This window comes from Dellaglioa sp. CoH-55-MRSF-7 (assembly GCF_056782235.1).
In genome coordinates this window covers 340,486-365,789 of record NZ_JBXAYI010000001.1, presented here as the reverse complement: position 1 = coordinate 365,789, position 25,304 = coordinate 340,486, and the positions used below count along the sequence as shown (strand labels likewise).

Annotated in this window: 23 protein-coding genes; 2 read left to right on the top strand and 21 right to left on the bottom strand. The window is 33.8% G+C overall.

The features are described from left to right. Window positions 1-29 precede the first annotated feature (29 nt). From arcC to AC1RPU_RS01645, 9 genes are all read right to left on the bottom strand, one after another. Window positions 30-974 carry a carbamate kinase gene (gene arcC / locus AC1RPU_RS01685; RefSeq protein WP_409021884.1) on the bottom strand — a complete coding sequence of 315 codons (945 nt, stop codon included), beginning with the start codon at window positions 972-974 and terminating at the stop codon, window positions 30-32. Window positions 975-1,002: 28 nt separating this feature from the next. Next, entirely contained in the window at window positions 1,003-2,427 is a 1,425-nt protein-coding gene (gene arcD, locus AC1RPU_RS01680; protein ID WP_481761112.1) for an arginine-ornithine antiporter, read from the bottom strand. A gap of 153 nt (window positions 2,428-2,580) precedes the next feature. Next, entirely contained in the window at window positions 2,581-3,597 is a 1,017-nt protein-coding gene (gene argF / locus AC1RPU_RS01675; protein WP_481761111.1) for an ornithine carbamoyltransferase, read from the bottom strand. A 24-nt stretch (window positions 3,598-3,621) separates the two neighbouring features. Further along, on the bottom strand, window positions 3,622-4,857 hold the full coding sequence (arcA, locus tag AC1RPU_RS01670) for an arginine deiminase (RefSeq protein WP_409021880.1): 1,236 nt from the start codon (window positions 4,855-4,857) through the stop codon (window positions 3,622-3,624). A gap of 220 nt (window positions 4,858-5,077) precedes the next feature. Further along, a complete protein-coding gene (locus AC1RPU_RS01665) occupies window positions 5,078-6,640 on the bottom strand; it encodes a YfcC family protein (RefSeq protein WP_481761110.1) in 1,563 nt (520 codons plus the stop codon). A 262-nt stretch (window positions 6,641-6,902) separates the two neighbouring features. Next, the gene (locus tag AC1RPU_RS01660) at window positions 6,903-8,015 is read right to left on the bottom strand and encodes an aminotransferase (RefSeq protein WP_481761109.1); all 1,113 of its coding nucleotides are present in this window, start codon (window positions 8,013-8,015) and stop codon (window positions 6,903-6,905) included. Window positions 8,016-8,210: 195 nt separating this feature from the next. Further along, window positions 8,211-9,311 carry an NADH-dependent flavin oxidoreductase gene (locus tag AC1RPU_RS01655; protein ID WP_481761108.1) on the bottom strand — a complete coding sequence of 367 codons (1,101 nt, stop codon included), beginning with the start codon at window positions 9,309-9,311 and terminating at the stop codon, window positions 8,211-8,213. Between the two features lie 70 nt (window positions 9,312-9,381). After that, a complete protein-coding gene (locus tag AC1RPU_RS01650) occupies window positions 9,382-9,759 on the bottom strand; it encodes a MerR family transcriptional regulator (protein ID WP_481761107.1) in 378 nt (125 codons plus the stop codon). 92 nt (window positions 9,760-9,851) lie between these two features. Continuing rightward, a complete protein-coding gene (locus AC1RPU_RS01645) occupies window positions 9,852-10,280 on the bottom strand; it encodes a CopY/TcrY family copper transport repressor (RefSeq protein ID WP_481761106.1) in 429 nt (142 codons plus the stop codon). A gap of 256 nt (window positions 10,281-10,536) precedes the next feature. Between AC1RPU_RS01645 and AC1RPU_RS01640 the strand changes: the two genes are divergently transcribed. Next, a complete protein-coding gene (locus AC1RPU_RS01640) occupies window positions 10,537-11,784 on the top strand; it encodes a dicarboxylate/amino acid:cation symporter (protein ID WP_481761105.1) in 1,248 nt (415 codons plus the stop codon). A 102-nt stretch (window positions 11,785-11,886) separates the two neighbouring features. On the opposite strand, the gene AC1RPU_RS01635 is transcribed toward AC1RPU_RS01640, so the two are convergent. From AC1RPU_RS01635 to AC1RPU_RS01605, 7 genes are all read right to left on the bottom strand, one after another. After that, window positions 11,887-12,753: a TMEM175 family protein gene (locus tag AC1RPU_RS01635; protein WP_481761104.1), complete on the bottom strand. Its 867-nt coding sequence runs from the start codon at window positions 12,751-12,753 to the stop codon at window positions 11,887-11,889. Window positions 12,754-12,786: 33 nt separating this feature from the next. Beyond that, window positions 12,787-13,239, bottom strand: a complete 453-nt coding sequence (locus tag AC1RPU_RS01630; protein WP_481761103.1) for a hypothetical protein — start codon at window positions 13,237-13,239, stop codon at window positions 12,787-12,789. 38 nt (window positions 13,240-13,277) lie between these two features. Next, entirely contained in the window at window positions 13,278-13,967 is a 690-nt protein-coding gene (locus AC1RPU_RS01625; RefSeq protein ID WP_481762165.1) for a YjjG family noncanonical pyrimidine nucleotidase, read from the bottom strand. A gap of 135 nt (window positions 13,968-14,102) precedes the next feature. Then, window positions 14,103-14,720: an aggregation-promoting factor gene (gene apf, locus AC1RPU_RS01620; RefSeq protein WP_481761101.1), complete on the bottom strand. Its 618-nt coding sequence runs from the start codon at window positions 14,718-14,720 to the stop codon at window positions 14,103-14,105. Between the two features lie 342 nt (window positions 14,721-15,062). Continuing rightward, window positions 15,063-15,998 (bottom strand): pyridoxamine 5'-phosphate oxidase family protein, encoded by a 936-nt coding sequence (locus AC1RPU_RS01615; RefSeq protein WP_481761100.1) that lies wholly within the window; start codon window positions 15,996-15,998, stop codon window positions 15,063-15,065. Continuing rightward, window positions 15,988-16,515, bottom strand: coding sequence for a hypothetical protein (locus tag AC1RPU_RS01610; RefSeq protein WP_481761099.1), 528 nt, complete (start codon window positions 16,513-16,515; stop codon window positions 15,988-15,990). Before AC1RPU_RS01610 ends, AC1RPU_RS01615 begins: the two co-directional genes overlap by 11 nt. Beyond that, a complete protein-coding gene (locus tag AC1RPU_RS01605; protein WP_409021868.1) occupies window positions 16,502-17,830 on the bottom strand; it encodes a glycosyltransferase family 2 protein in 1,329 nt (442 codons plus the stop codon). Before AC1RPU_RS01605 ends, AC1RPU_RS01610 begins: the two co-directional genes overlap by 14 nt. Window positions 17,831-18,113: 283 nt before the next feature. Here AC1RPU_RS01605 and AC1RPU_RS01600 point away from each other — a divergent pair, with 283 nt between their 5' ends. After that, on the top strand, window positions 18,114-19,451 hold the full coding sequence (locus AC1RPU_RS01600; protein WP_481761098.1) for a dihydrolipoyl dehydrogenase family protein: 1,338 nt from the start codon (window positions 18,114-18,116) through the stop codon (window positions 19,449-19,451). Window positions 19,452-19,729: 278 nt separating this feature from the next. On the opposite strand, the gene AC1RPU_RS01595 is transcribed toward AC1RPU_RS01600, so the two are convergent. From AC1RPU_RS01595 to AC1RPU_RS01575, 5 genes are all read right to left on the bottom strand, one after another. Next, window positions 19,730-21,199 (bottom strand): MFS transporter, encoded by a 1,470-nt coding sequence (locus AC1RPU_RS01595; RefSeq protein ID WP_409021866.1) that lies wholly within the window; start codon window positions 21,197-21,199, stop codon window positions 19,730-19,732. A 136-nt stretch (window positions 21,200-21,335) separates the two neighbouring features. Then, window positions 21,336-21,815, bottom strand: coding sequence for a 23S rRNA (pseudouridine(1915)-N(3))-methyltransferase RlmH (gene rlmH, locus AC1RPU_RS01590; RefSeq protein ID WP_481761097.1), 480 nt, complete (start codon window positions 21,813-21,815; stop codon window positions 21,336-21,338). A 409-nt stretch (window positions 21,816-22,224) separates the two neighbouring features. After that, a complete protein-coding gene (locus AC1RPU_RS01585) occupies window positions 22,225-23,517 on the bottom strand; it encodes a S1C family serine protease (protein ID WP_481761096.1) in 1,293 nt (430 codons plus the stop codon). A gap of 111 nt (window positions 23,518-23,628) precedes the next feature. Beyond that, window positions 23,629-24,438: an MBL fold metallo-hydrolase gene (locus AC1RPU_RS01580; RefSeq protein ID WP_481761095.1), complete on the bottom strand. Its 810-nt coding sequence runs from the start codon at window positions 24,436-24,438 to the stop codon at window positions 23,629-23,631. A gap of 34 nt (window positions 24,439-24,472) precedes the next feature. Beyond that, the gene (locus tag AC1RPU_RS01575; RefSeq protein WP_481761094.1) at window positions 24,473-25,294 is read right to left on the bottom strand and encodes a two-component system regulatory protein YycI; all 822 of its coding nucleotides are present in this window, start codon (window positions 25,292-25,294) and stop codon (window positions 24,473-24,475) included. Window positions 25,295-25,304: the final 10 nt, after the last annotated feature.

The window sequence follows — 25,304 nt, the reverse complement described above, 5'->3', positions numbered from 1 at the left end:
AGCTAGTTCAGCTTAACTATCGCTTTTTATTAACCTTTTACGATAACTGTCCCAGCATCATTATCTAATAATTGACTGATGTTTTCTAAAGATGTCACAATTGCGCGACCCTTTTTACTTGCTTCAACGAATTCAATCGCAGCTTCAATCTTAGGTAACATACTACCTTTAGCGAATTGATCTTCTTTGATATATTCTTTTAATTCAGAAACAGTTACCTGTTCTAATTTTTCTTGATTAGGTTTATTGAAGTTAACATAAACATTATCAACACTCGTCAAAATAATAAGTAAATCAGCATCTACCAATTCAGCTAATTTTTCTGAAGCGAAATCTTTATCAATAACAGCTTCTACGCCATGTAATTTACCGTTTTCTTCAACAACAGGAACACCACCGCCACCAACAGAAATTGAAATAACACCATTTTCTGTTAATTGATCGATTGTTTTGTATTCTTTAATCCCAGTTGGACGTGGTGAAGGAACAACACGACGCCATCCACGACCAGCATCTTCAACAAATGTCATCTCTTCATGTGCAGCCATTTCTGCTTTAGCAGCTGTTTCTGAATAGAATGGACCAACTGGTTTAGTTGGGTTACTAAATGCAGCATCATTTTGATCAACGATAACTTGTGTCACAATAGTTGCAACTTCTTTATTGATTCCTTTTTCAACCAATGCATTATCCAATGCATTTTGCATCCAATAACCAATACTTCCTTGTGTCATTGCAACACAAGTATCTAATGGTAAGGCTGGGTTCTTTTCAGAAACTGCAGCTGCTTGTTGAAGTAATAAGTTCCCAACTTGTGGACCATTACCATGAGAGATAATTAATTTATCCCCTTTTTCAACAAATTTAACAAGATATTCAGCTGTTTCTCGCAATGCTTTTTGTTGTGCCTCAGCACTAGCATCCTTTGATAAAATAGCATTTCCACCTAAAGCAATAACAATTTTTCTTGACATATTAATCGACTCCTCATTTTTTTATTTATTAAACAACCATTTTTCCTGAAGCAATTAACCAAATACCAATGCAAGCACCAATAATTATAACCAGGGTTATACCTATTTCGCCTTTTGATAAGAATTTTTCACCTTGTGCTACTCTTGCTTTCCCATAGAAGTAAATCCCTGGAATGTAAGCGATTAAACAGAGTAATAAATAACTGATACCGGCCATAATAATCCCGGCAACTTGGAATAATAGCGCAATTAAACCATATACTAATTGTGCTTTATTGCCTTTTTCATCAATATGTTGAATTGAGTATTTAACTTGATACATCGCAACTAAGATATAACAAACAATAATTGAAGCTGTACATAGTGAATAAGCAAAATTATAAGCCTTATCTGTGAATAAAAGCGTGAAAAGGAATAATTGTACTAATCCGCCTGTTACGATTAAAGCAAAAGTTGGTGCTTTTTTATCATTAACTTTACCAAAGTAACCGGGTAATAATTTACTTTTGGCCATTAATAACATTGTTTCTGCTGGAAGCATTGTCCATGATAACCATGCACCCAAAATTGAAACAATTAAGCCAATACCGATAACGTAACCACCAACTGGTCCAACCATTTCAACAGCAATATATAACATTGCTGGTTGATGAATTGAAGCTAATTGTGCTTGTGTCAAAATACCGTATGGTAACATTGAAGCTAAAACGTAAACGACTAATAAACTAATTAAGCCAATGATTGTAGCCTTACCTGCATCAGATTTCTTTTCTGCACGAGAAGACAACATTGATGCCCCTTCGATACCTACAAAGACCCACATCATAACCATCATACATTTTTTAATTTGTGAAGCGACATCGCCAACAACGAAGTTATGACTCATTGTGCCCCAGAAGTTAGCTGTAAAAATATCGATCTTGAATAAGAATATAGCAACAACAATAAATACAAAAATTGGAATTAATTTGCAGACCGTAACAATCGCATTGATTGCTGCTGCACCTTCAATACCGCGATTAACAAAGTATGTTAATCCCCAGCAAAGGATACTTGCAATTAAAATTGAAGGTAGATTTTGTCCTGATTTAAAGATAGGGAAAAAGTAACCAACCGCACTCATCAAGATTGTAGCGAATGCAACGTTTCCTAACCAAGCAGATAACCAGTAACCCCAACCACTGATGAATCCAGCGAATGGTCCAAATCCTTTTTCTGCATAAGTAAAAATACCTTCTAAATCTGGTTCTTTATTTAATAAGTTATTCAATGAAAGAGATAACATCAAAATACCAATTCCGACAATTACCCAACCAATTAGAGCAGGACCGGGTGAAGATGCATTGGCTAAATCAGAGGTTAGTCCGAAGACCCCACCACCAATAGAAGAACTAATAACTAACGCGACTAGCGCCATTAAACTAATTTTTTTAACTGTATGTTTTTCGTCCATAATTTAACTGCCTACTTTCTTTATTAAAAATAAAAAGGGACCTAATCTAAAGTCTTGCTCCAGATTAGTCCCCCTAATGACAGCCTATTTTTTTGCAGAGACACTTCCCTGTTAAGTTACTTTCACCGTTAAAAACAAACTATCATAATGTTATTAAACGCGTGGAATGAATAAGTTTCCTGCAGTTGCAGCCATAATTGCTTTGATTGAATGCATTCTGTTTTCTGCTTCTTCAAATTGACGCGCATATTTACTACGGAATGCTTCGTCAGTAATTTCCATTTCTTTAACACCATATTTTTCGAACATTTCTTTACCATATTCAGTTTCAATGCCATGGAATGCTGGTAAACAATGCATGATGATCATATTTTCATTACCAGTCTTTTTAACCATGTCCATGTTTAATTGGTATGGTTTCAATGTGTTAATACGTTCTTCGAATTTATCTTCTTCACCCATTGATACCCAAACATCTGTGTAAAGAATATCTGAACCTTTAACCCCTTTATCAACGTCTGAAGTAATCATGTTCTTGCTTCCTGATTTTTTAGCAAATTCAGCAGCAAATTTTTGAACTTCTTCAGTTGGTTGTAATGAGTCAGGTGCAACGATATGAATATTTACACCTAACATTGATCCAGTTACCAAAAGGCTGTTAGCCATATTGTTACGGCCATCCCCAACGTATGTTAATGTGATGCCTTTTAATTTGCCAAAGTTTTCTTTAACAGTCATAAAATCAGCAATCATTTGTGTTGGATGCCATTCATCAGTTAAACCATTCCATACAGGAACGCCTGAGAATTTAGCTAATCCTTCAACAACATCTTGGCTGAATCCACGGAATTCAATACCGTCGAACATACTACCTAATACTTTAGCTGTATCTTCAACTGATTCTTTTTTACCTAATTGAATATCATTTTTTCCAAGAAATTCAGGATGAGCACCTAAATCAACTGATGCTGTTGTGAAAGCAGCACGTGTTCTTGTTGAATTTTTTTCAAAAAGTAAGGCAATATTCTTACCTTGAAGATATTTATGAGGGATTCCACGTTTTTTCAAATCTTTTAAATGAATTGAGAAATCGATTAAATATTCTAATTCTTCTGGAGTAAAATCTTTTTCTGCTAAAAGACTGCGACCTTGAAAGACTGTGTTTGACATATTAATTTCCACCTTTTTTAAATTTTATTTTTTTAAGTCTTCACGAACGATAGGCATACTCATACAACGTGGACCACCACGACCTCGTGATAATTCGGCTGAAATAACTTCAATAACTTTAATTCCATAACTTCTTAGGACTTCATTTGAAACGTAGTTACGATTATAAGTTACAACTGTATTAGGAGCGATTGCCAATGTATTTGAACCATCATTCCATTGTTCACGAGGTGCAACTACTGCATCGCCGTTACCAACTGGAATTAAGATAAGTTCTGGTACTTTTAAGACTTCACGTAAGACATTTTGTAAGTCTGTACGATGTGAAATGTTAATGTGGTTATCTTTACCTGGTTCTAAGATAAATGTATCAACGTTTCCGCCATTATCTTGGATTCCTGGATGAATTGTAAATTTATCGTAATCAATCATTGTGAACACTGTATCCAAATGCATCATTGCACGGTTATTAGGGATTTTAATTGCTAGAATCTTATCAAAGCCACTGTGTTTTGCAAATAATACTTGTGCTAATTCTTCGATTGAACGAGCTGAAGTACGTTGCGAAATACCAATTGCAAGAACGTGGTCGTTTAAAATTAATTCGTCTCCACCTTCCATACGGTCGAGATGGTTACGACTACGCCATACGTTTACGCCTTTATTAGCAAAACGTGGATGGTATTCCATAATGTATTCCATAAATAATGATTCGCGACGACGTGCAGCGAATGTCATACGGTTAATTGTTAAACCATCACCCATTGATGCTGCTGGGTCACGTGTAAAGTAAAGGTTAGGCATTGGATCCATAAAGAATGGATAGTCTTCAGAAGAACTTAAATCAACTAAAGCATTTGACTTGTAATCGATTTCATTTGTTCTAACGCCAGCCATAATTTTATCAACCATATCTTGTGTTTCCATTGAAAGTAAATATTCTTTCAATGCAGCATGGAGTGTGCTAGAAACTAAACCTGATTCATCTAACATTTTTTCCAAGAATTCTTCTTTTACATTTCCTGCATCTAAAGCTTCTGCAGCCAATGTTTCAAGATAAATTGTTTCAACGCCATTGTCTTGCAATGTTTTTGCGAAAAAATCATGTTCTCTTTGAATTTCAGGTAAGTATGGAATATCGTCAAATAAAAGACGACCCATGATATCTGGTGTTAAGTTTTCAACTTCTTTACCGGGTCTCTTTAACAAAACTGTTTTAAGAGTTCCGATTTCTGATGTTACGTGTACTGGACTTGTCATAATGATTACCTCCCATATATTTATTACATGCATAGCATAACAGGAATAATTAGCCTATATTAGTAAACGCTTACACCTATAATGTGAACTATTTCTCATTATGAGGATTCTTACGGTTCAATATCGTATATTACATTTATAAAACGCTTCCACTACCGTGTTTTTAAAATTATTAAATGAGAAACATTAAAAGTACATTATTTTTATGATAATTCTTACTTTAATAAATTAAGACTTGTAATACTAAGAGTGCACCACCAAATAATAGAACAAAGACAACGACGGGCCAAACGAATTTTACCCAGTGCGAATATCTGATATTTAACATTTGAAGTGTTGCCATAACTAACCCTGTTGGTGCTAAGAAAAGCATTGCATACTGTCCAAATTGATAAGCAGAAACGACAATAAATCTTGGAATATCTGCAGAATCAGCTAATGGCGCAAATATTGGCATTGCTAAAACGGCTAATCCGGATGAAGAAGGTACGATAAATCCAAGGAAGAAGAAAATAACCATCATGATAATTATGAAAATTGGTCCACTTACGCCAACAACTAAAGATGACGCATATTGAAGAATGGTATCTGAAATCAATCCTTGATTTAACACGATATTTATCCCTCTGGCAAGTCCAATAATAAATGACACCCCAACTAAACTAGATGCACCACTGACAAAAGCATCAATGACACCCTTTTCACCTAGACCATCTCGACCTGTACCTGTTAAGAACATAATGGCGATAGCAAATACCAAGAATGAAGATGCCATCGTTGGGAACCACCAACCTTTTGCCATAACGCCCCAAACCATGATTGGGAATGTCACAACAAATAATAATAGAATAATTTTCTTACGAATAGTGAAAACTGATTTATTACCACCTTCACCTGAAGATACTGACCATAATCGATTAAAGTCTTTACTATCTTCATAAGTAATTGAAGCTGTTGGATCATCCTTAACCTTTTTACTATAACGTCCTAAATAAATAATTAAGAAAATAGACCCGACAATCAAACCAACAATCCGCCAAATCATACCTTGCGTAAAATCAATTCCGGCTGCATTTGACGCAATAACAACTGAGAACGGATTAATCGTAGAGAATGTGGTCCCAATAGAACTGGATAAGAAAATTGCCCCCACGCAGACTATCGAATCATAGCCCATCGCGATAAATACTGGTACCAATATTGGATAGAAGGCCACTGCCTCTTCTTCAATCCCGCAAAGAGTTCCGCCTAAAACCATTAAAATTGAAACAAAGAAAATTGATAAAAATTCATGACCTTTGGTTTTCTTAGTTAGCGCAATTAAACCTGATTCAAACGCGCCGCTGACTTTAACAACACCAATTAAACCACCCAGGACTAAAATAAAGACCATAATATCTACGGCTTCAATTGTCCCGTTAACCATACTATTTGTGATATCAGCTGGTCCTGCCGGATTTTGCTTCAATCGCTGATATGTATTAGGTATTGATACTGCTGCCGTAATACCACCTGATGTAAATTGTTTAATATCAATTTTGACATGAAGTTTATCCAATTGATTTTGTGTCGCAGGAACTTTTTTTACATTCCCATGCGCATCGGTAATTTTTAATTCCGTACTTGCCTGATCATAAGATAATTTAGAGTAAGAGCCCGCTGGAATAATCCATGTTGCCATAACTGCAACAATCGTTAATATAAATAAAATAACAAAAGCGCCGGGCATTTTTAACTTAAATTTCTTTTTAGGTACCTTTTCCATTGTTGTCGTTGAATCCATTATAATTTCCTCCTTTAATTGTTTTATACCAAATAGATAGCGGCGTTATCCTTTTACTGTATTTTTATCATGACACCCTCCTCTGCCGGTCGTTTCGCTTGGAGTATATCAACAGTCTACAGTTTCTGGTGTGAAATCGGTTACATTAAAAGTGTGAACCAGCTCACACTTTTTGATTTATCATCTAATTTTACTTTCCACAAAAAGAGAGATAAAAAGTAACTTGTAAATCTACTTTTTATCTCTCTTTGATGCACTAAACTTATTCATGTAATGCTTGTGACAAGCGTTTTAATCCTTCTACTAAAACGGATTCTTTAGCACAGTAACCTAATCTTGCATGTCCTGGCACACCAAATCGGCTTCCAGGTACTAATAAAACCCCATAATCTTTTAATAATTTTTGACAAAATTGTTCATCATCTTCAATTGTTTCAAATTTTATAAATGAAGTCGAGACAGATTTTGGCACTACTAAGCTAACTGCTGGCTCATTTTCCACCCAATCACTTAAAATTTTTAAATTTCGTTTCACAATTTGTCGATTTCTATCCAATACTAATTCTTTATTTTTTAAAATATGAACAGCCATTTGGTCATTAAATACACCTGCACAAATCATCGTATAATCACGGTATTTTCTAAAAATATCTGTAACAGCTGGACTAGCAACCGTCCAACCGATTCTAATACCGGGAGTTGAATAGGTTTTTGATAAACTATTCGTCGCAATACCTTTGTCATATAAATCAACAATTGAACTTACGTCCGTTGTATCATCTAAAGGTAAATAGACCTCATCAACTAATACATATGCGCCGACTTCTTTTGCAATTTTAACGATTTCAGTCATTAGTTTAGTTTCAATTACTGTTCCCGTTGGGTTATTCGCATTATTTAAACAAATCATTTTAGTATCTGGTCGAATAATTGCTCGTAATTCATCCAAATCAGGCATCCATTGATTTTTTTCAGAAATATTCCAAAAATCGACTTCAGCTCCTAATGATTTAGGAATATCATAGAGTTGCTGATAACTAGGATACATAGAAATCACATGATCACCAGGTTCAATCAACGCGTATAGTGCCAGTTGATTTGCTCCTGTTGCACCATTAGTTTGTAAAACTTGTTCCGGCGAAACCGCTTTATAAAGTTTGCTAACCTCTGCTTTAAAAGCTGGGGACCCCTCAATCCAACCATAATTCATCTTTTGTGCATCTAAATCACGATAAAAATCCTGACCATTTTCTTGACCAATATTTAATAATTCGTTCATTGTCATCGATGAAACCGTTCTTTGTGCAATATCATACGTAGCTTTAGATTCATAGACATTTAACCACTCTTCAACGCCAAATCCTGCAATTTCCATAAGTTATCATTCTCCAATCTATATTATTTGTCTTAACGTCCTAAATAATAACAGAAATTAAAAATTAAGCCAGTGTCTGTTTAAATATATTAAAATGACAAATCTGAACTTTTAATTTTATAACATAAAAAATCTGTTGCCAGTAATAGGTTTTCCTATCATCAACAACAGATATTACAGTTTTTAATAAATTATCTAATCTACTAAGGTAAATCCAAATGTGCTACCCAGCGCTTGGATTTTTTTTAACATTAACTTAGGGATACTAGGATCACTCATCGATAACGTTAATTGCCATTTTTCTTGATTTAGCAAATTAGGATTTGCAACTAATGCTGACCCAACAGCAACTAAATCTAATCCCGATTTTAATGCTGTCGTTGCTCTATCAAAAGTATTTAATGAGCCGGCTGCCACGATTGGTACCCGTTGATTAACTAGTTGAGAAACTCTTTGAATATAGGGTTCACCACCCTTTGGACCATCAGTTAACGCATCACCCAACGAAAGGTGCAAATAACTCACCTGTTTAGCAACTAAATTCGTTATCAAAGCTTCTGTATCTTCTAATTTAAGACCATCTGTTTCACGTTCTTCAAGTGTAATTCGGTAACCGATAATAAATTCTTTAGTCGTATTTTCATCAGCCACTCGTTGAACTTCATCAACTACTGCCATAGCAAATCGTAATCTATTTTCTAATGATCCGCCCCACTGATCAGTCCGATGATTATAGTGTGGTGAAAGAAAATTTTGAATTAGAAATCCATGGGCACCGTGAATTTCAATACCATCAAAACCTGCTTGAATTGCACGTTTAGTTGCTGTTCCGAAAGCCTTTATAACTTGTATTAGCTCTTCTTCTGCCAATTCTCGAGGTGTCTGTGCTGGAGCAAATGGTGTTTTTGGTGCTGGTACTGGACTCGCACTAACAACGTCATGATTTGTAATTAATTCTGGTAATGCCTTATTTCCAGCATGATTTAATTGTAAGATGGCCTTTGCCCCACCGGCCTTAATAGCTGTGGCTAACTTCGTCAAACCTGGTATAAATCGATCTTCATAAACACCAATTTCATGATCAAATCCAACACCATTTTCTTGTACATGGCTCGAACCTGTGATAACCATTCCGACCTGTTTTGCACGTTGTTCGTAATAACTAATTTCTGCTTCAGAAACTGTTTGATCATCGTTACTTGCCCATGTTGTCATAGGTGCCATCACAAGTTTATTTTGTAGGGTTATTTGTTCATTTAAATTGAATTTTTTTCGTAAGTTAATTTGCTTAATCATTATAAAATGTTCCTCCTATATCTAATATAGGTTTATAATAAACCTTCAAGTCGACTTGAAGGCAAGCTTTTTATTTATCGGTCATTTTTAACATCTGTTTTACATGATTTTCGTACGTTTCAATTTTATTATCTAAAAAATTATAAGTATCTTGCATCGCCGCGATTTGTTCACCTAATAATCGTTGCTGTTTAATCAAAATCTGTTTACGTTGCTCTTCAGTGGCCTCACCTTGTTGCGTTAGGTCAGCATATTCTTTTAAAATGTTGATTGAAATCCCCGTTTGACGCATATGTTTTGCAAAATTAACCCATTCTAAATCGATTTCATCATAGTCCCGATACCCGCTTGTATTCCGTGATACAGTGGGAATAAGTCCTACTTCCTCATAATATCGTAACGTCGCAGTCGGTAAATCAAACTTCTCACTTACTTTTTTAATATTCAAAATCAAACACTCCTATTCTCATCTTTTTTAATCTCATTAGACAATTAAGATAAAGGATCAGATTAAATTTTATAATGTTTCACATGAAACATTTACATCATTTTTTCAGCTAAGCAGTTACATTCAACCATTTCTGGTGCATTTTTACTTTTTTCATCAATCACACTTTGTAGTTTCACAATATCTGATTGGCTTAACTCAACTTCACTTAATAAATCGGCAATTGTTGAGCCAATTTTCATTTGGCACATATGTTCAAATAATAACTGACTAACATGATCCATCGTCGTTTGTTCTTCTATTAGGGGTTTGTATATGAATGCTCGGCCCTCTTTATCAGCAGATAATGCACCCTTTTTTACTAATCGACCCAATAATGTTTTTATTGTTGGCATTTGCCAATTCTTTTTTTCTTTTAAATTCTTAAATATTTCATTACTAGTACTCTGACCTAATGTCCAGATAACACGCATAACTTCCCACTCAGCGTCGCTAATTTCAATTATTTTTTTATTATTCATTAGTATTGCCCTTCTTTCATTGGTCTTATGATTACAATTGTAAACTAATGTATTTAACCCGTCAATAAGCTATCTTTCAAATTAGTATAATCGGTTAAATACTCATTATTAACTAATACTATCTCATTTTTTAATATTGATTAAACTCATTTGTTTTTGCATATTATTCGTTTCCTTTTTTTAACTTAGCTTTTAAACAAAACAATTGATATACTAGTGTTTATGACTTTAGACTAATTATTTAAGGGGATTTTTTATGACTACTTTTTTTAATCGCTACAAAACATCTTTATTATTACTCTCGGGTCTAATCATAGGTGGGATTGTCGGCTTAATCTTTAAAGAACAAGCTGCTGTCCTTAAACCTTTAGGAGATCTTTTTCTAAATCTAATGTACATGATTTTAGTTCCACTTGTTTTTTTCAGTATTTCATCTGCCATCGCAGAAATGTCTGAAATGAAACGACTTGGTAAAATCATGATTACAACATTAATTGTCTTCCTAACAACGGCTTTCATTGCTGGTGTTATTGGGTATATCGGTGTTCGTCTCTTTAACCCTATTCACGGCGTCAACGTTGATACGATTAAAGGTTTGATGGGTACTGTTAAAGATACATCAACAAAATCATCTGGTTTAGAAACATTAGTTAATACATTCACCGTTAATGACTTTTATCATTTATTATCAAAAGATAATATGTTACAACTAATTATCTTTTCGATTTTAATGGGTACAGCTGCTTCAGCAACCGGTAAAGAATCTAGTGTATTTACAAAATTTTTATCAGCTGGAAACGTAGTAGTTATGCGGATGGTTAAATATGTGATGATCTACGCGCCAATTGGTTTAGGTTGTTTCTTTGCCAATATTATCGGTAATTTAGGACCTCAGATTGCTGCCGGATATTTGCGCAGTTTCATTCTTTACTTAGGTATTACAGCTTTCTACTTCTTTGTGATGATGAGTTTCTATGCATTTATCGCAGGTGGCAAAGCCGGTTTTATGATTTTTTGGAAAAATGTCTCAGCTCCTGCTGTTACAGCAATTGCAACAAGTTCTTCAGCTGCATGTATCCCTGTTAACCTAGAGTATTCTAAAAAAATGGGCGTGAGCGAAGATATCGCAAATACGATCATCCCATTAGGTGCAAATACGCACAAGGATGGCTCTGTTATTGGTGGCATCTTAAAAACAACATTTTTATTTGCCGTTTTTGGTAAAGATATCACGAGTTTAAATAATATGATTATGATTATCTGTGTTTCATTCTTGGTTGGTGTCGTGATGGGCGCTATTCCAGGTGGTGGTATGGTTGCCGAAACCTTAATTTGTTCAATCTTCGGTTTCCCAATGGCTGCTCTTCCATTAATTCTAATTATTACAACCATCATTGATATTCCCGCAACTTTATTAAATTCAACAGGAAATACTGCTACTGCAATGCTTGTTACGCGTTTCGTTGAAGGTAAAAATTGGTTAAAAGATTTTATGGCACAATAATAATAACAATCCCCCTATATTAGATACTGAAATATCAGTCTAGTATAGGGGTTTTTTGTAATTAAAAACTGCCCTTTCCAAAATTGGACGGACAGTTTACTATTAATCATCTTCTCTACTTAATTGGTCTCTACCATACTTTATATTTTTTCTTCGCGTATTTTGTGAATCCTCAAATGCTTGACGATATTGACGAAACCATCTAAGTATCGTTCCTTCACTAACGTCGAGTGCCTCTTCAGCATCCTCTGTAAAATTCTCCCACGCATCAGGATCTTGTTGTTTTATTTCTTTTCTAAGTGTCGTAATAATTGGTTTTAATTTTTCTCTATCTTCAGGTGTCATCTCTAAGAATGCCTCAGTACCTTTAGGTTCCATTTGACTAATATTAGTAAATTCACTGTTATCTGCACTATTAGTAATAAATGAACGAATTGGTATGATAATAAAAAAGACTAACGTTATTTTAGGGAAAAACCAGCCTATAAGAATTAAAGCTAATATTAATAATCCGGTTTCTGTGTTATGTCTGCCATAAATGGTTACATATACTTTTTTCATATCAGATTTTTCTGTATATTTTTGATGAATAATTTCTTTTACAATTTCCCTGAATAGATAAATAATTAACAAATATAAAACACCATACATTGTAACCGTTTCTCTGACAGTATCACTTGTCATTAGTCGTGTGAAGGTTGGCATTAACGATAAAAGCATCATTAAGATTAAATCCATCACAATTATTTTATTTGGTACTTCATTTACTTCCGAAAATGCGACCGCATGTTGATACCAGATATTAGCAACAAAACAGAAACTAACAATAAAGATTCCAATGGCTTGAAACAAACCAACAAAGTTAATCTCCCCATTTTTTATCTCAATTGGCATCTCTAATACCATAATGGTTATAATAATGGCTATAATCGCATCACTTAACGTATCCAACCGCTCTTTAATTTTCATATGTACCTCCTTTAAAATACTGCTATATTTAACCTATTTTTTTCTTTTTTTTAGTCGTTCTTCTCGTAAGGCTAATAATTTTGCAGTCGTTGATAAGGACATCGATATTAAAATAAAAAATAAACTAGTTTTGATAACTACTGTTGGTAATGCCCCTCCAACTGATTTAATAACAAGCGTTGATATTGTTAAAAAAACTGTGAAAAAATTTAAAATAAGTAAACTAATATCATATTTTCCCTTAATTTTTAATAAAATATGAGAAAAATAGAAAAAAGCAATACTAATTATCATAAATAAACTATAAATTATAAAAAAGATAATAATAAATACGACTGGTTCTGCTTTTGCAATCTCCATAAAGGAACGATCCGTTGCTATTTCTGACACTGATAAAACTTGTGAAAATAAAAAATAGGTAGCAATCACAAAAATAGCATACGTAATAATCTTTTTAACATTTTTCATCATTTTAGCATCTTTCATTATTCACCATTCCTCTAATCCAAGATTTATAATTATTCTTATATTATATTATTTATGGCTAACAGATCATCAATTTCGTAGGTCGCTTTTATTGATGTCTTATTTTTAATGTTTTTCGGATTGTACCAGACAGTATCAACGTGAACATTGTTCCCACCTTGAATATCTGATGTTAAAGAATCACCAATAATAAGTGCCTTATCGGGATTAAATCCAGCAATATGGTCAAAAGCATAGTTAAAAAAGCCAACCGTTGGTTTTTGATAACCCGTCATTTCCGAAACAAATATTTGCGGAAAGTACTTATCTAACTTTGATTCTGCTAATCGTTTATACTGCATGTTTGCAACGCCATTGGTAATAATCGACAATTGATAGTTAGCTGTATCTATTGATGCCAATAATTCATCTGCGCCCATCATTTTTTCATGTCCGGCAGACAGATTATCTTGATACTGTTTAGCCAACTCTTTACCATCAACTACTCTATTAAACTGTTTTTTGAAAAATATCGCAAACCGATTTTCTAATAATTGATCCCGCTTTAAATTACCACGCTCATATTGGCGCCATAACTGCTGATTAAATTTCAAATAATTTTGTTTTATTTTATCATCTAATGTTATTTTTTGCGTTAAAAAAAGCTTTTCTAGTGCAGCTTTTTCAGTTAACCCAAAATCAAGTAACGTATCATCAATATCAAATAGTAAAAATTCGTAATTTTTCAATTCAATTCTCAACTTTCATTCATGTAATTTAGTTACTGGACATTATCATTTTAACATAAGATTTAAAGTAACAAAAAAGCTTTGAATAAGGAATTATATCCCTATCCAAAGCTTCTTATTTTTATAATTTAAATTTTAGTACCAACCGTTTGATAACCAGAATGATTTTGCAGCACTCCATGAACCATAACGACTTGTTACGTAATTGTTAGCTACTTTTTCTTGGTTTGCAGCTGAGTAATCACCATTTAAATATGATGAACTTAATTGGTATTTACCAATATATTGGCCATTTCTTGCTGAGTATGAACCACCAGATTCTTTGTTAGCAATCCATGCTTTAGCACTTGATGAATCAGTAGTGCTTGCAGTTGCTGTTGACACTGTACTCTTTGGTGCAACTGTTGTTGCTGCTTTAGCAGGAGTTGCAGCTGGTGTTGCTGCCTTAGTAGTTGTTGTATTTGTTGTTGATGCTGTATTTGCTGTTTTAGCAGCTGTATCAGTATTGATTGTTAATTGTTCACCAACATAAATTAAATTAGCGTTACTAATTTTATTTTCTTTAACAATTGCGTTAACACTGACATCATTAGATGTTTTGTTAGCGTAAGTTGCTGAGATGTTATTTAGTGTATCACCTGATTTTACAGTATATACATCAGCATCTGCTGCTTTAACTGCAAGTCCAAGACCTGCTGCTACTGTTGCTACCATTGCTACTGAAAATTTTGTCATCTTTTTATTTAATTTCATTATATTTAGTTCTCCTTTTAAGTTAAACGTTTTTATTTATTTTTTTCTTATTTATCTTACGAGGTTCATACTATCAGTTAGTTTTTACATAAGCATTTCAGTCAAATATCATTATCTTGAAATAATGTAATAAATATCATATTCCGTAATAAATGTAAAATAAATCAAATACACCATTACCTTCTTATTCCCTTAGTGACAGTTAATCTATTAATAATTCGTCTGTAATTTATGTGTCAAAATATAGAGATAAATACGTTGAAAATCAAGTAAAAAGTTTATTTTTTTAATTGATTTATTAAAAAAAGGTATTATCAGCAATGAATATTGCTAATAATACCTTTAAAATTTCACTTGATCGTGCTGTGTCCAAGTATCTAATCGAGCACTTTTGATCACTATTTCATAAATAATCTCATTTTCTATATCTTCTTCCAGTAATCCATCCATAAATCCTGGCACCTGTGCCCGATACAACTCTGCTAGATCTTCTAATTTATATTTTGACCTCTTAACACTTAACCTATTACTAGCAATAGTCATCCCTGTACTCGTTGGAATTGTATTAATAGCTGCTTTACCTAAATCCAATTCAGCAATTTTAGGCGTTTCCGGAGCTGAACCAAAATACCAAACATTTGATTTATCAGGTGAAACAATAAATCGCATCTGACGACTCGATGGCATCCCATCTGCAGTAGCAGTACTCAGGACCATTTGATTTGTTTCACCAATAAATCGTCTAAATTTATCTAACACATTATGTTCTTCCACTTCTGAAGGTGCCCCTTCATCAATAAATGCTAATACCTCATCAACTGTTTTTAACTTAGACTCATTTTGTAGGTAATACAATATTTGTGGGATATACGGTGAAATATCCCGATCTTTATAATAAAACTGTAACCATCTTTTTGAAGCAAGCAGTGGGCCCGCGTACGTTACTCTTAGTTTAGTTTTATACCAACTAATTAAATGTTTTAATGGCCAGTGTTTGAGCATTATTTGCCAAAAGTATGACGTAAATAGAAATAGAATTGCCGCTACCAGTACATTAACTTCTATAATACTGACAACTGACAACATTTTGAATGGCTCAAATGTCATATAAAGTCCTAATAGGATTCCGGTTGATAAAACCGTTAAAAACGTAACTAATCTTCGCTTAAATAATCTTAATTTATGTAACATCAAGCCCGAAATGTCACGTCTTTTCTTCATATTTCTTTCTCGTACAACCATCTCATCTAATAATCTTTTATCCTCTTTAGAAATCATCTTCATCCTCATCTCCAAAGTAATCAAATTGTTGCCTTAATTCAAATGTCCCAATATCGGCATAATCTTGTATGATAATTTTATTTTGACCCTCTCTATGATCTCGTGGCCCATATTTTAAATAGTACATTTCTTCAGCTAAGTCAGTGTGTTTCTTTAATAATTTTGAATCATAACTTTCTATATCATTTTTTAGACGATTATTCGAAAGAATTAAATTATAAATATGCAAAATTAAAAAGAACGCAATAAAAAACAAATAGTATTGTAGGAATGTATTTATAATCGTATCAAAAAGCTCAGTAAATAGTGTTTGATCAATTGGGATTGCCTTATCTTTAAATAAAATCAAGATAACCGTGATACTGATTGGTACTAAGCACGCAATCCAGCCAATTGTTATTAATACTAATTGTCTTAGTTTGAGACTTACATTTTTTTGACCAAAAAACCAATCAATCGTCAATGCGTCTTCATCTACTTCGTTCACAATATAGTCAGGCTTATTTTTTGTCATCATCGTCGCCTCCTAAATCTGTTGTAATACTATCCGAACGTTCAGGTGAATGCCATACGCCACCATCTTCACCCGTAATAATTTTACGCACTGTCGGAATTAACTCAGCTACCATTGTATACGTATTTACCATCCAGTAAATGAGGATATACCACGGCGCAAAAATAACGTATTTTAAAGATTTACCACTATCATTGAAAAATGACGCCATGATTAACTGAATCAAACCAATAATGACCTCTATTGAAATAAATATGCAGGCGAGCGCTAAGTTATTGCTCAACTGTAACCAATCACCATTTACAATACAGATAATTTGAATTGCTAAAAATGCAATCATACTTAACCAATAAAAGACTGACCAAATAACACTTAATCCATAATCAATAATAATAGGTACACTTGAAAATTGTTTAATCGGATGACGTAGAACGCGTAACGTCTTCGTTAGAAGTACATAAACGCCACCAGATGACCATCTATGTCTTTGTTTAATTAGTTCACCTAGCTTTTCAGGTACATCCATAAAGAAGCGAATATGCGGCGCAAAATAAGCCACCCAACCTAATGCCTGCATGTCCCAGGCAATTGCGATATCTTCTGTTGGCTGTTCAGCTTCCCAACCACCAACATCTAAAACGGCTGCTTTTCGATACATTGTATTTGCACCTGAGAAAGCAAATAAACCGCCATAAGATAATTGCGATCTCTTAATTAAGCCAATGATTGAATTTAATTCATTCTGTTGTGCTTCTGCTACAATTGTTGTTTTATTAATTGGTAACATATTCCCAGTGACAGCGCCTAAATTCTTGCCACCTTTTCTTTCAAAATATGACATATATTTCCATAAGGCATCAACTTCTGGTTTTGAATCCGCATCATTGGATAAAATAAATTCGCCTTTAGCAAATGCCAATGCAATATTGAATCCAGCTGCTTTTCCACGATTATTAATAATTGTGATCGTTCTTAAACGTGATTTGAACTCCTCTTGTAGCGTCTCCAAAATCTCACCGGTTTTATCTGTGGAACCATCATTAATTACAATAACTTCATATTTATCTAGAGGATAATTTAACTTAGTCTCTAGATGTCGAATTGTTGCTTCTATTGATTGTTCCTCATTATGAGCAGGTACAAAAATAGAAATGAATGGTTCTCCCTTCTCTAAATATTTAGGGAGCTCCTTCTTCTCCATAAATATTCTATAATAAAGGCTCGATACAATAAAGGCTAGGCCTCCAACGATTGGATACGATACAATCGTGTAAATGAGTACCTTCGTAATATCGTTTAGTACTGTTGCTGTCATATAATGACCCCCAAATAATTGTAGTTAAATAAATAGCTAAAATCCTTTACATACATTGACTTAACGCCCTTTTTAAACTATAACCTCTGTGATTTTAATAATCAAATAAAATATTCTAATACTGGATTACTTTGTCTGTCACTATTTTAAAAATTTAAAAGCTATGCTTTCTTTTTAAAAATGTTTCACATGAAACATTTTTAAGCGATTATTTTTAATTAATTTTCAATTTTATGCTAGTATCAGTATAATTATTAAATATTTATTATGGGGGATATTAATTATGAAACAATCACACTACGATACAATTATTATTGGTGCTGGACCTGGTGGTCTTTCTACTGCTTTTGATTTAAGTAAAAAGCAATCTGTTCTCATTATTGAAAATGATCTTTGGGGTGGTACTTGTCCTAATCGAGGTTGTGACCCAAAAAAAATGCTTTATTCTGCTGTTGAAACTAAACAACGCCAAGAAGCAATGCAAGGCTTCGGACTAACTGGCAGTTCTATCATTGATTGGCCTAAATTAATGGCTTTTAAATCAGCTTATACGGATAAAGTTCCAGCCAATACCCTAGCAGGTTTATCTGCAGCAAATATTAAAACTGTTCACGGATCTGCTAAGTTTATTTCAAAGTCAGAAATTAACGTTAATACTGAAACTTACACTGCCGATAATTTTGTAATTGCGACCGGTCAGTCACCTGTAGTCCCTGATATTCCAGGCAGTCATTTACTAAAAACAAGTACCGATTTTTTATCACTTGAAGAATTACCAGATAAAATAGCTTTTATTGGCGCTGGCTATGTTTCAATTGAGCTTGCTAATATAGCTGCTATTGCTGGCTCAGAAGTTCATATTATTCAACATAATAGTCAAATATTACGTGGATTTCCAATTGAATATACAACCCGTCTCATTGAGAATTTGAAAACTAATGGTGTCCATTTTCACTTTGACACTAATATTACAGAAATAACAGAAGGTCCTTTAGGCTTCCAGATGTTAGACGATAAGGGATTATCTTTAACTGTTGATTTGGCAATTTCAGCTATGGGCCGTCAACCTAACGTTAATACATTAAACCTACCTGCTACAGGTGCTGAATCAGATTCACATGGTATTATTGTGGATTCTCACTTAAAAACGAAAAATGATCGAATTTATGCCATTGGAGATATTGTTTCACGCAAACAACCTAAGTTAACACCTGTTTCAACATTTGAAGGTCATTACGTTGCAGACCAACTACTTAAAAAATCGAATAGTCCAATTGCTTACCCACCAATTCCAATGACTGTCTATGCCAGCCCACAACTATCTCAAGTTGGCATTACGATTGAACAAGCTAAAAATGAACCTGAACATTATGACATTAGAGTACAAGAGACAACTAACTGGTATTCCTTTAATCGAATTAAAGAATCTGAAGCATCTGTGACAACTATCTTTGATAAATCATCCAACTTACTTGTTGGTGCTGTCGCATACACCACAATTGCGGAAGAACTTATCAATTATCTAACACCATTAATTGCTAACAAAACATCAAAAACAGATGTTACTAAACTTATCTTAGCTTATCCGACTCCAGCAAGTGACCTAACCTATTATCTATAAAAAATACGATTAAAAAGGTATCTGCCTTTTTGTAAAAATCCCGCCATGATTATCAGATGAAATATATAATTTCATTCGACAATCATGGCGGGATTTTTTTGCCTAGAGTTAAGTACAGTGCATTTGATAAATTGACATTAATCAAGGAATTTACACTGGGAATCTATTAATAACTTTACAAGCAGATAAATCAATATACCCCATTAAATTTTATATAATTTCATCAGTCAACTCGATACGACTTAGTACATAGTACATTCTCTCAGAGATTCTATTTTTTAACTTAGTTGTTTTCTAGATTGAGCCTGAATCCATAAATTAAATAGTAAAACGATAATCAATAATATTGTCGCGATTACCATAATATTATGCAACCCTTCATACATAATCTGTCGCATTGCTGGTAATAATTTTTCAGGAAGACTTGAAACACGCTTCGAATCACTTAGCTTGTTTAACATCTCCATCGTAATTTTACCATGAGACTGATTAACTCCTTTTAACAACGCACTGTTAAGGATAACCCCATAAATTGATGACATAAATGTTTGGCTTAAAATACGTAATAAGTAGGCAAATGAAGTTGCGATTGGGACATCTCGACCCTCCGCATCCTCTTGAACACTCAGTTGTAGGACATTAAAACACATTCCTAAACCGAACCCTTCAAAAGCACCCATTAGTAATAAATACCAGAATGGGACTGTCACACCTACAACTAACATCCCAGCAAACGAAATAATAAAGCTAATGGTTCCGATTGTAATAATCCGGTATTTCCCCAATCGAGGAATCATTGATGGACCGGACAACGAACCAAATAAATTAGTCATTGCACCAGGAATTTGTGTTGCCCCACCAATCAATGCACTCATTCCAAGTATTCCTTGTGCCCACATTGGAATATAGATGTTAAATGAGATAAATGCTCCCCATAAAAAGGCAAATATGATAAAATCAACAATCAGTTTCTTATTTTTAAATAATCGATTGGGAATAATCGGATCAACGGCCCTATCCTCAACTCTATACAAAATACCGAGTAAGATAATTCCAGCAATAATTAACCCAACGACTAAATTAATTGACCCAACACCAATCATTTGAATACCTGTTAATAAGGTCACTAAGCTGACAATCATCATTCCAGCACCCAAGTAATCGATATTCCCCTTTTGACGTTTTTTAACTTCTTCTTTGAAGAAAAATTGGATTGAAATAATTGATATTAATGCTATTGGTACATTGATATAGAAGACCCAATGCCAACTAAACGTATCAACGATCCAGCCACCAACTAAAGGTCCAATAATTGATGCAATACTGTAACTAGCTGTTGCATAACCAATAACTTGTGAGCGTTTCTTAATATTTTTATAAATATCAGCATAAATAATAAACGGAATTGTATTCATCCCACCTGCACCAATACCCATAACTACTCTAGCAACTAAGAAAAAGACAATATTACTTGATGTTGCTTGAAAAACCGCACCGATTGCAAATAAAAAAGTTGCTAACTGATATGCACCACGGTTACCAATTCGTTCGCCTAATTTACTCCAAAGAGGTGTGGCAACTGCCATCCCCAACAAGAAAACTGCAACAATCCATCCCATATATTGGATACCATGCAAATCACTGACGATTGATGGTAATGCAGTATTAATAATCGTTCCATCAAGACCTGCCATTGCGTTAGATAACAGCAATGCAATAGTCACGATGATTAAATTCTTTTTATTCATAAATTCTCCCTCTTATACGACTAAATTTAAAATTACTTATTTTTATCATCCACCTTTAAGCAAGCTCTAGGTCAAGGGAAAATATGAAAATCTACTGATATCCTAAAATTACGTTACTTAAAGTATTGAAAGGTCCTTATTTATGATAGGGGCTCCCTGCATTAATCATAAATCCACGGTAAACTTGTTCAGTCAAAATCATCCGCATTAATTGATGCGGTAAGGTAAATTTACCAAACGAGATTTGTGTGTCGGCGCGTCTTAAAACGTCCTCGCTTAGTCCTAATGACCCCCCAATAACGAAGGTTATGTCTGAATGCCCATAAGTTCCAAGATCAGCAATCTCTTTAGCAAAATCTTCCGACGTACGTTCCTTACCTAAAATGGCTAAAGCATAAACATACTCTTTTTCTTTAATCTTACTAAGGATACGTTCGCCCTCTTTACCTTTAACATCAATCATTTCTGCTGAACTTAATTTTTCCGGTGCCTTTTCATCATTTACTTCAATAATTTCAAATTTACAAAACTTACTTAACCGTTTTGCATACTCTTCAATTCCTTGTTTGAGATATTTTTCTTTTAATTTACCTACACCAATAATCTTAATGTTCATAATTTCCACCTTTTTCACAAGTTATACACAAAGTTACGCACATATCCACAATTTGGACCACAACATATTGCGGGGAATATGTGTTCGTCACTACATTTATTTGTTGCCCATTTGTCAACACCATATTAGTTATGCACAGATTTTGCGTTATTTATCATTCCTTAATTATACGCTTTACACATTGGTATAACAGTCTTTTTTTATTTTAAAATATCAAATAAATAAAAGTTAGTCACAGGCCATTCAATTAATTGTGCATAACTATTTTGTTTAGAAAGTCCCTTCATACTGCCCTTTCCCTCTGTTACTCACACCCACCTTAATATCTATCCACTTAGTTATACACAATATCTATTTAAAATAAAAAAATAATCGTAAATTAAGTTATTTACGATTATTTCATATTTGTTTATTGAGCTGATGATGCTGATTTACTTGTTGAGCTTGTTCCTGTATTTGCATCTGTTGCTTCTAAGGTTAATTTGATATTAGCCTGTTTCAACTTACCATCATGATAGAATTCAACAGCCACTGTATCACCAATTTTATGTTCATATAAAACTTCTCGTAAGCTTGAGATATCAGTAACTTTCTTATCACCTAGCTTAACGATAACATCATATTTACCTATACCAGCATTTTTAGCAGGTGAATCACTATTTATTTTAACAGCAACAATCCCTGAAGAAACACTTTTTGGTAATTTTAAGACACTCTTTTGATCACTTGCTGAGACGTAATCTAAATCGATTAATGAAATACCAATTGCAGGACGTTTAACTTTTCCATTATCAACTAATTGATTAATGATTGATACAACCTCATTACTTGGAATAGCAAATCCCATTCCTTCGACAGAAGTTGATGATGAACTAGAACTAGTAGAGCCTGTTGCTGTACTTGCTAGTTTCATCGAATTAATACCGATAACTTGGCCAGAAGTATTAATTAAAGCCCCACCTGAGTTTCCAGGATTAATGGCAGCGTCAGTTTGAATAACTGTTGCTTGGCCCGTTTTAACACCCGAATCATTGGTAACATCAATCGTACGTTTCTTAGCTGATATGATTCCTTGCGTTAATGATGTCGCATAATCAGATCCAAGTGGAGAACCGATAGCCAATGCTGTTTCACCAACAGTGATACTATCAGAATCACCAAATGTGGCGATTTGAGTCACATCTTTAGCTGATATTTTTAAAACAGCTAAATCAGTAATTGAATCTTTACCAACAATTTTGGCACTTAATTTTTTACCATTACTCAATAAAACTTCAACTTTACTTGCACCAGAGATAACATGATTATTAGTTACGACATAAGCACTACCATCTGATTTTTTATAAATGACACCAGAACCTTCACTTGATGCTGTTTCTGTTGTCGCAGAGGAATCGCCTGCTGCACCAAACATATCCGTTAAGCTGTTACTTGAACCACTTGACTTTGTATATGAAATAACTGAAACAACCGCATTTTTAACTTTAGCAAATGCTTTTGATGATTCATTACTTGATTTAACACTTACATTTGTTACTTTAGTTGTACCTGATTTATTTGAGGATGTTGTAACTGCGCCATTATCACTATCATTATTTTGGTAAAATGTATATCCACCAAATGCAATTCCGCCACCAACTAATCCTGCAATAAGCGCTGTAACAACTGTTTTACCTAAGCCTGTTCTATTTTCATTTGACATTTTTATATACGCGACACATTTGTCGCTGCCCCCTTAAACGTAATCTTTTACTCTTTTAAGAATAACGGTTAATTGTGAACTATTTATGAATAAATTTTGAAAAAATTGTTCTTATAAAACAACCAGCTTTGTAGCATTTTCCGGATCTGTATCGAAAATGTTAAAATCACCACCAACTGCTAAATCATGTTCTTTCATCGTTGATTCAACCGTTAGATGGGCTAATTCTTTCATATTATTATCCTTACTAAGATGGCCTAAAAAAATTCGTTTTGTCCGATTACCCATAACATTCATAAGTGCATCAGCACCATCCTCATTTGATAAATGACCTTTATCACCTAAAATGCGCTGTTTTAATGACCATGGATAGCCGCCCATCCGTAACATTTCAATATCATGGTTACACTCAAACAAGTAAGCATCTGCATCGGAAATTGTCCCTTGAACGTTCTCTGAGACATAACCTGTATCCGTTAAAATAACAAATGACTTATTGTTATGATGAAATTGGTAGAATTGCGGTGCCGCTGCATCATGAGAGACACCAAAACTCTCAACATCTAAGTCGTCGAATGTAATTACTTTCCCCATCTCAAAAATTTGCTTCTTCTCAACGGGAATTTTACCAATCGTATGAGCCATGGCTTCCCATGTTAATTCATTTGCATAAACGTTCATGTCATACTTACGGGCTAAAATACCAGCAGCCTTTGCATGATCCGTATGTTCATGTGTTACAAATAACGTGTCGACATCGTTAATATCTCGACCAATATCTGTCATTAGGCTCGCAATTTTTTTACCACTTAAACCAGCATCTACAAGGACCTTGTGCTTAGGCGTTTCAATATACGTGACATTTCCCGCACTACCGCTTGCAAGAACACTAATCTTCATATCGTCTGTTCCTTCATCCATTACTTGCCTGCGCCTCTATCCTTTTAATCTTCATTTAATTTAAAATATCAGTGCTATCCTTCATAATCGCTCCTGAAAATGAATTAACTTGCTTGTATTGTGTCACACCATTACTTGGATTCTTAACAGCTACTATCCAAACTGGAATATAGACGCTATATTTTTTATCCAAACTGAGCAACTCAGCATATCCTAACTTAGACCATTTAACCTTACTTTTACTTGCAAATTGATTATATTGATACAATATCAGTATTGCTTGTTGTTGACTAATAATTGACTCATTTTCACGTAATTTTTCTGTATTTGCCATATACGTTTGTGAATAGCCACTAATTTTATTATTTTGAATTGTAAATTTAATTAGTCCAACATTTGAGTAAACCATTTTATCGTAAACAACCTGCGAATACACGACACTTGTCTCTGTTGAAAGACTACTGTTATAGCGATAATTATCTCCATGTAGAATTAAAGTATTATCACTCATAATTGTCTTATCAATTGTTTTATTTGGACTTTCACTATCTGTGATATTAATTGGTGTCCCAAAAATACTAGATAATTTATTGTCTTTATATGTTGTAACTTGGGATTGCAGCTGTTTAGCATCATTCTTTAATACATCAGATGCTTTATTAGACATATATACACCAGTCTCTTTTTTATTTGAGATACTGCCGTATTTAATGTCATCTTCTCGCATCTCTTTAAGCGTTGTACCGGTTTTTGTTGTCCCAGGTGATGATCGACTCGAAATTTCAATTTGTTGATTTTGTCGTAATGAGGTGAATAAAAAGATATTTAAACCAAGAAAAACAATAATAAAAATAATTTGAATTCGTCTAAAATCCAATTAATTCACC

Excerpts from the sequence above, each read along its gene's own strand:
- AC1RPU_RS01635 (WP_481761104.1), bottom strand. The coding sequence starts at position 12,753 with ATGAAAATTAAAGAGCGGTTGGATACGTTAAGTGATGCGATTATAGCC.
- arcC (WP_409021884.1), bottom strand. The coding sequence starts at position 974 with ATGTCAAGAAAAATTGTTATTGCTTTAGGTGGAAATGCTATTTTATCA.
- AC1RPU_RS01645 (WP_481761106.1), bottom strand. The coding sequence starts at position 10,280 with ATGAATAATAAAAAAATAATTGAAATTAGCGACGCTGAGTGGGAAGTT.
- AC1RPU_RS01595 (WP_409021866.1), bottom strand. The coding sequence starts at position 21,199 with ATGAATAAAAAGAATTTAATCATCGTGACTATTGCATTGCTGTTATCT.
- AC1RPU_RS01665 (WP_481761110.1), bottom strand. The coding sequence starts at position 6,640 with ATGGATTCAACGACAACAATGGAAAAGGTACCTAAAAAGAAATTTAAG.
- AC1RPU_RS01605 (WP_409021868.1), bottom strand. The coding sequence starts at position 17,830 with ATGACAGCAACAGTACTAAACGATATTACGAAGGTACTCATTTACACG.
- AC1RPU_RS01630 (WP_481761103.1), bottom strand. The coding sequence starts at position 13,239 with ATGAAAGATGCTAAAATGATGAAAAATGTTAAAAAGATTATTACGTAT.
- AC1RPU_RS01580 (WP_481761095.1), bottom strand. The coding sequence starts at position 24,438 with ATGGATGAAGGAACAGACGATATGAAGATTAGTGTTCTTGCAAGCGGT.
- AC1RPU_RS01585 (WP_481761096.1), bottom strand. The coding sequence starts at position 23,517 with ATGTCAAATGAAAATAGAACAGGCTTAGGTAAAACAGTTGTTACAGCG.
- AC1RPU_RS01655 (WP_481761108.1), bottom strand. The coding sequence starts at position 9,311 with ATGATTAAGCAAATTAACTTACGAAAAAAATTCAATTTAAATGAACAA.
- AC1RPU_RS01610 (WP_481761099.1), bottom strand. The coding sequence starts at position 16,515 with ATGACAAAAAATAAGCCTGACTATATTGTGAACGAAGTAGATGAAGAC.
- apf (WP_481761101.1), bottom strand. The coding sequence starts at position 14,720 with ATGAAATTAAATAAAAAGATGACAAAATTTTCAGTAGCAATGGTAGCA.
- AC1RPU_RS01615 (WP_481761100.1), bottom strand. The coding sequence starts at position 15,998 with ATGATTTCTAAAGAGGATAAAAGATTATTAGATGAGATGGTTGTACGA.
- rlmH (WP_481761097.1), bottom strand. The coding sequence starts at position 21,815 with ATGAACATTAAGATTATTGGTGTAGGTAAATTAAAAGAAAAATATCTC.
- arcA (WP_409021880.1), bottom strand. The coding sequence starts at position 4,857 with ATGACAAGTCCAGTACACGTAACATCAGAAATCGGAACTCTTAAAACA.
- argF (WP_481761111.1), bottom strand. The coding sequence starts at position 3,597 with ATGTCAAACACAGTCTTTCAAGGTCGCAGTCTTTTAGCAGAAAAAGAT.
- AC1RPU_RS01640 (WP_481761105.1), top strand. The coding sequence starts at position 10,537 with ATGACTACTTTTTTTAATCGCTACAAAACATCTTTATTATTACTCTCG.
- AC1RPU_RS01660 (WP_481761109.1), bottom strand. The coding sequence starts at position 8,015 with ATGGAAATTGCAGGATTTGGCGTTGAAGAGTGGTTAAATGTCTATGAA.
- arcD (WP_481761112.1), bottom strand. The coding sequence starts at position 2,427 with ATGGACGAAAAACATACAGTTAAAAAAATTAGTTTAATGGCGCTAGTC.
- AC1RPU_RS01600 (WP_481761098.1), top strand. The coding sequence starts at position 18,114 with ATGAAACAATCACACTACGATACAATTATTATTGGTGCTGGACCTGGT.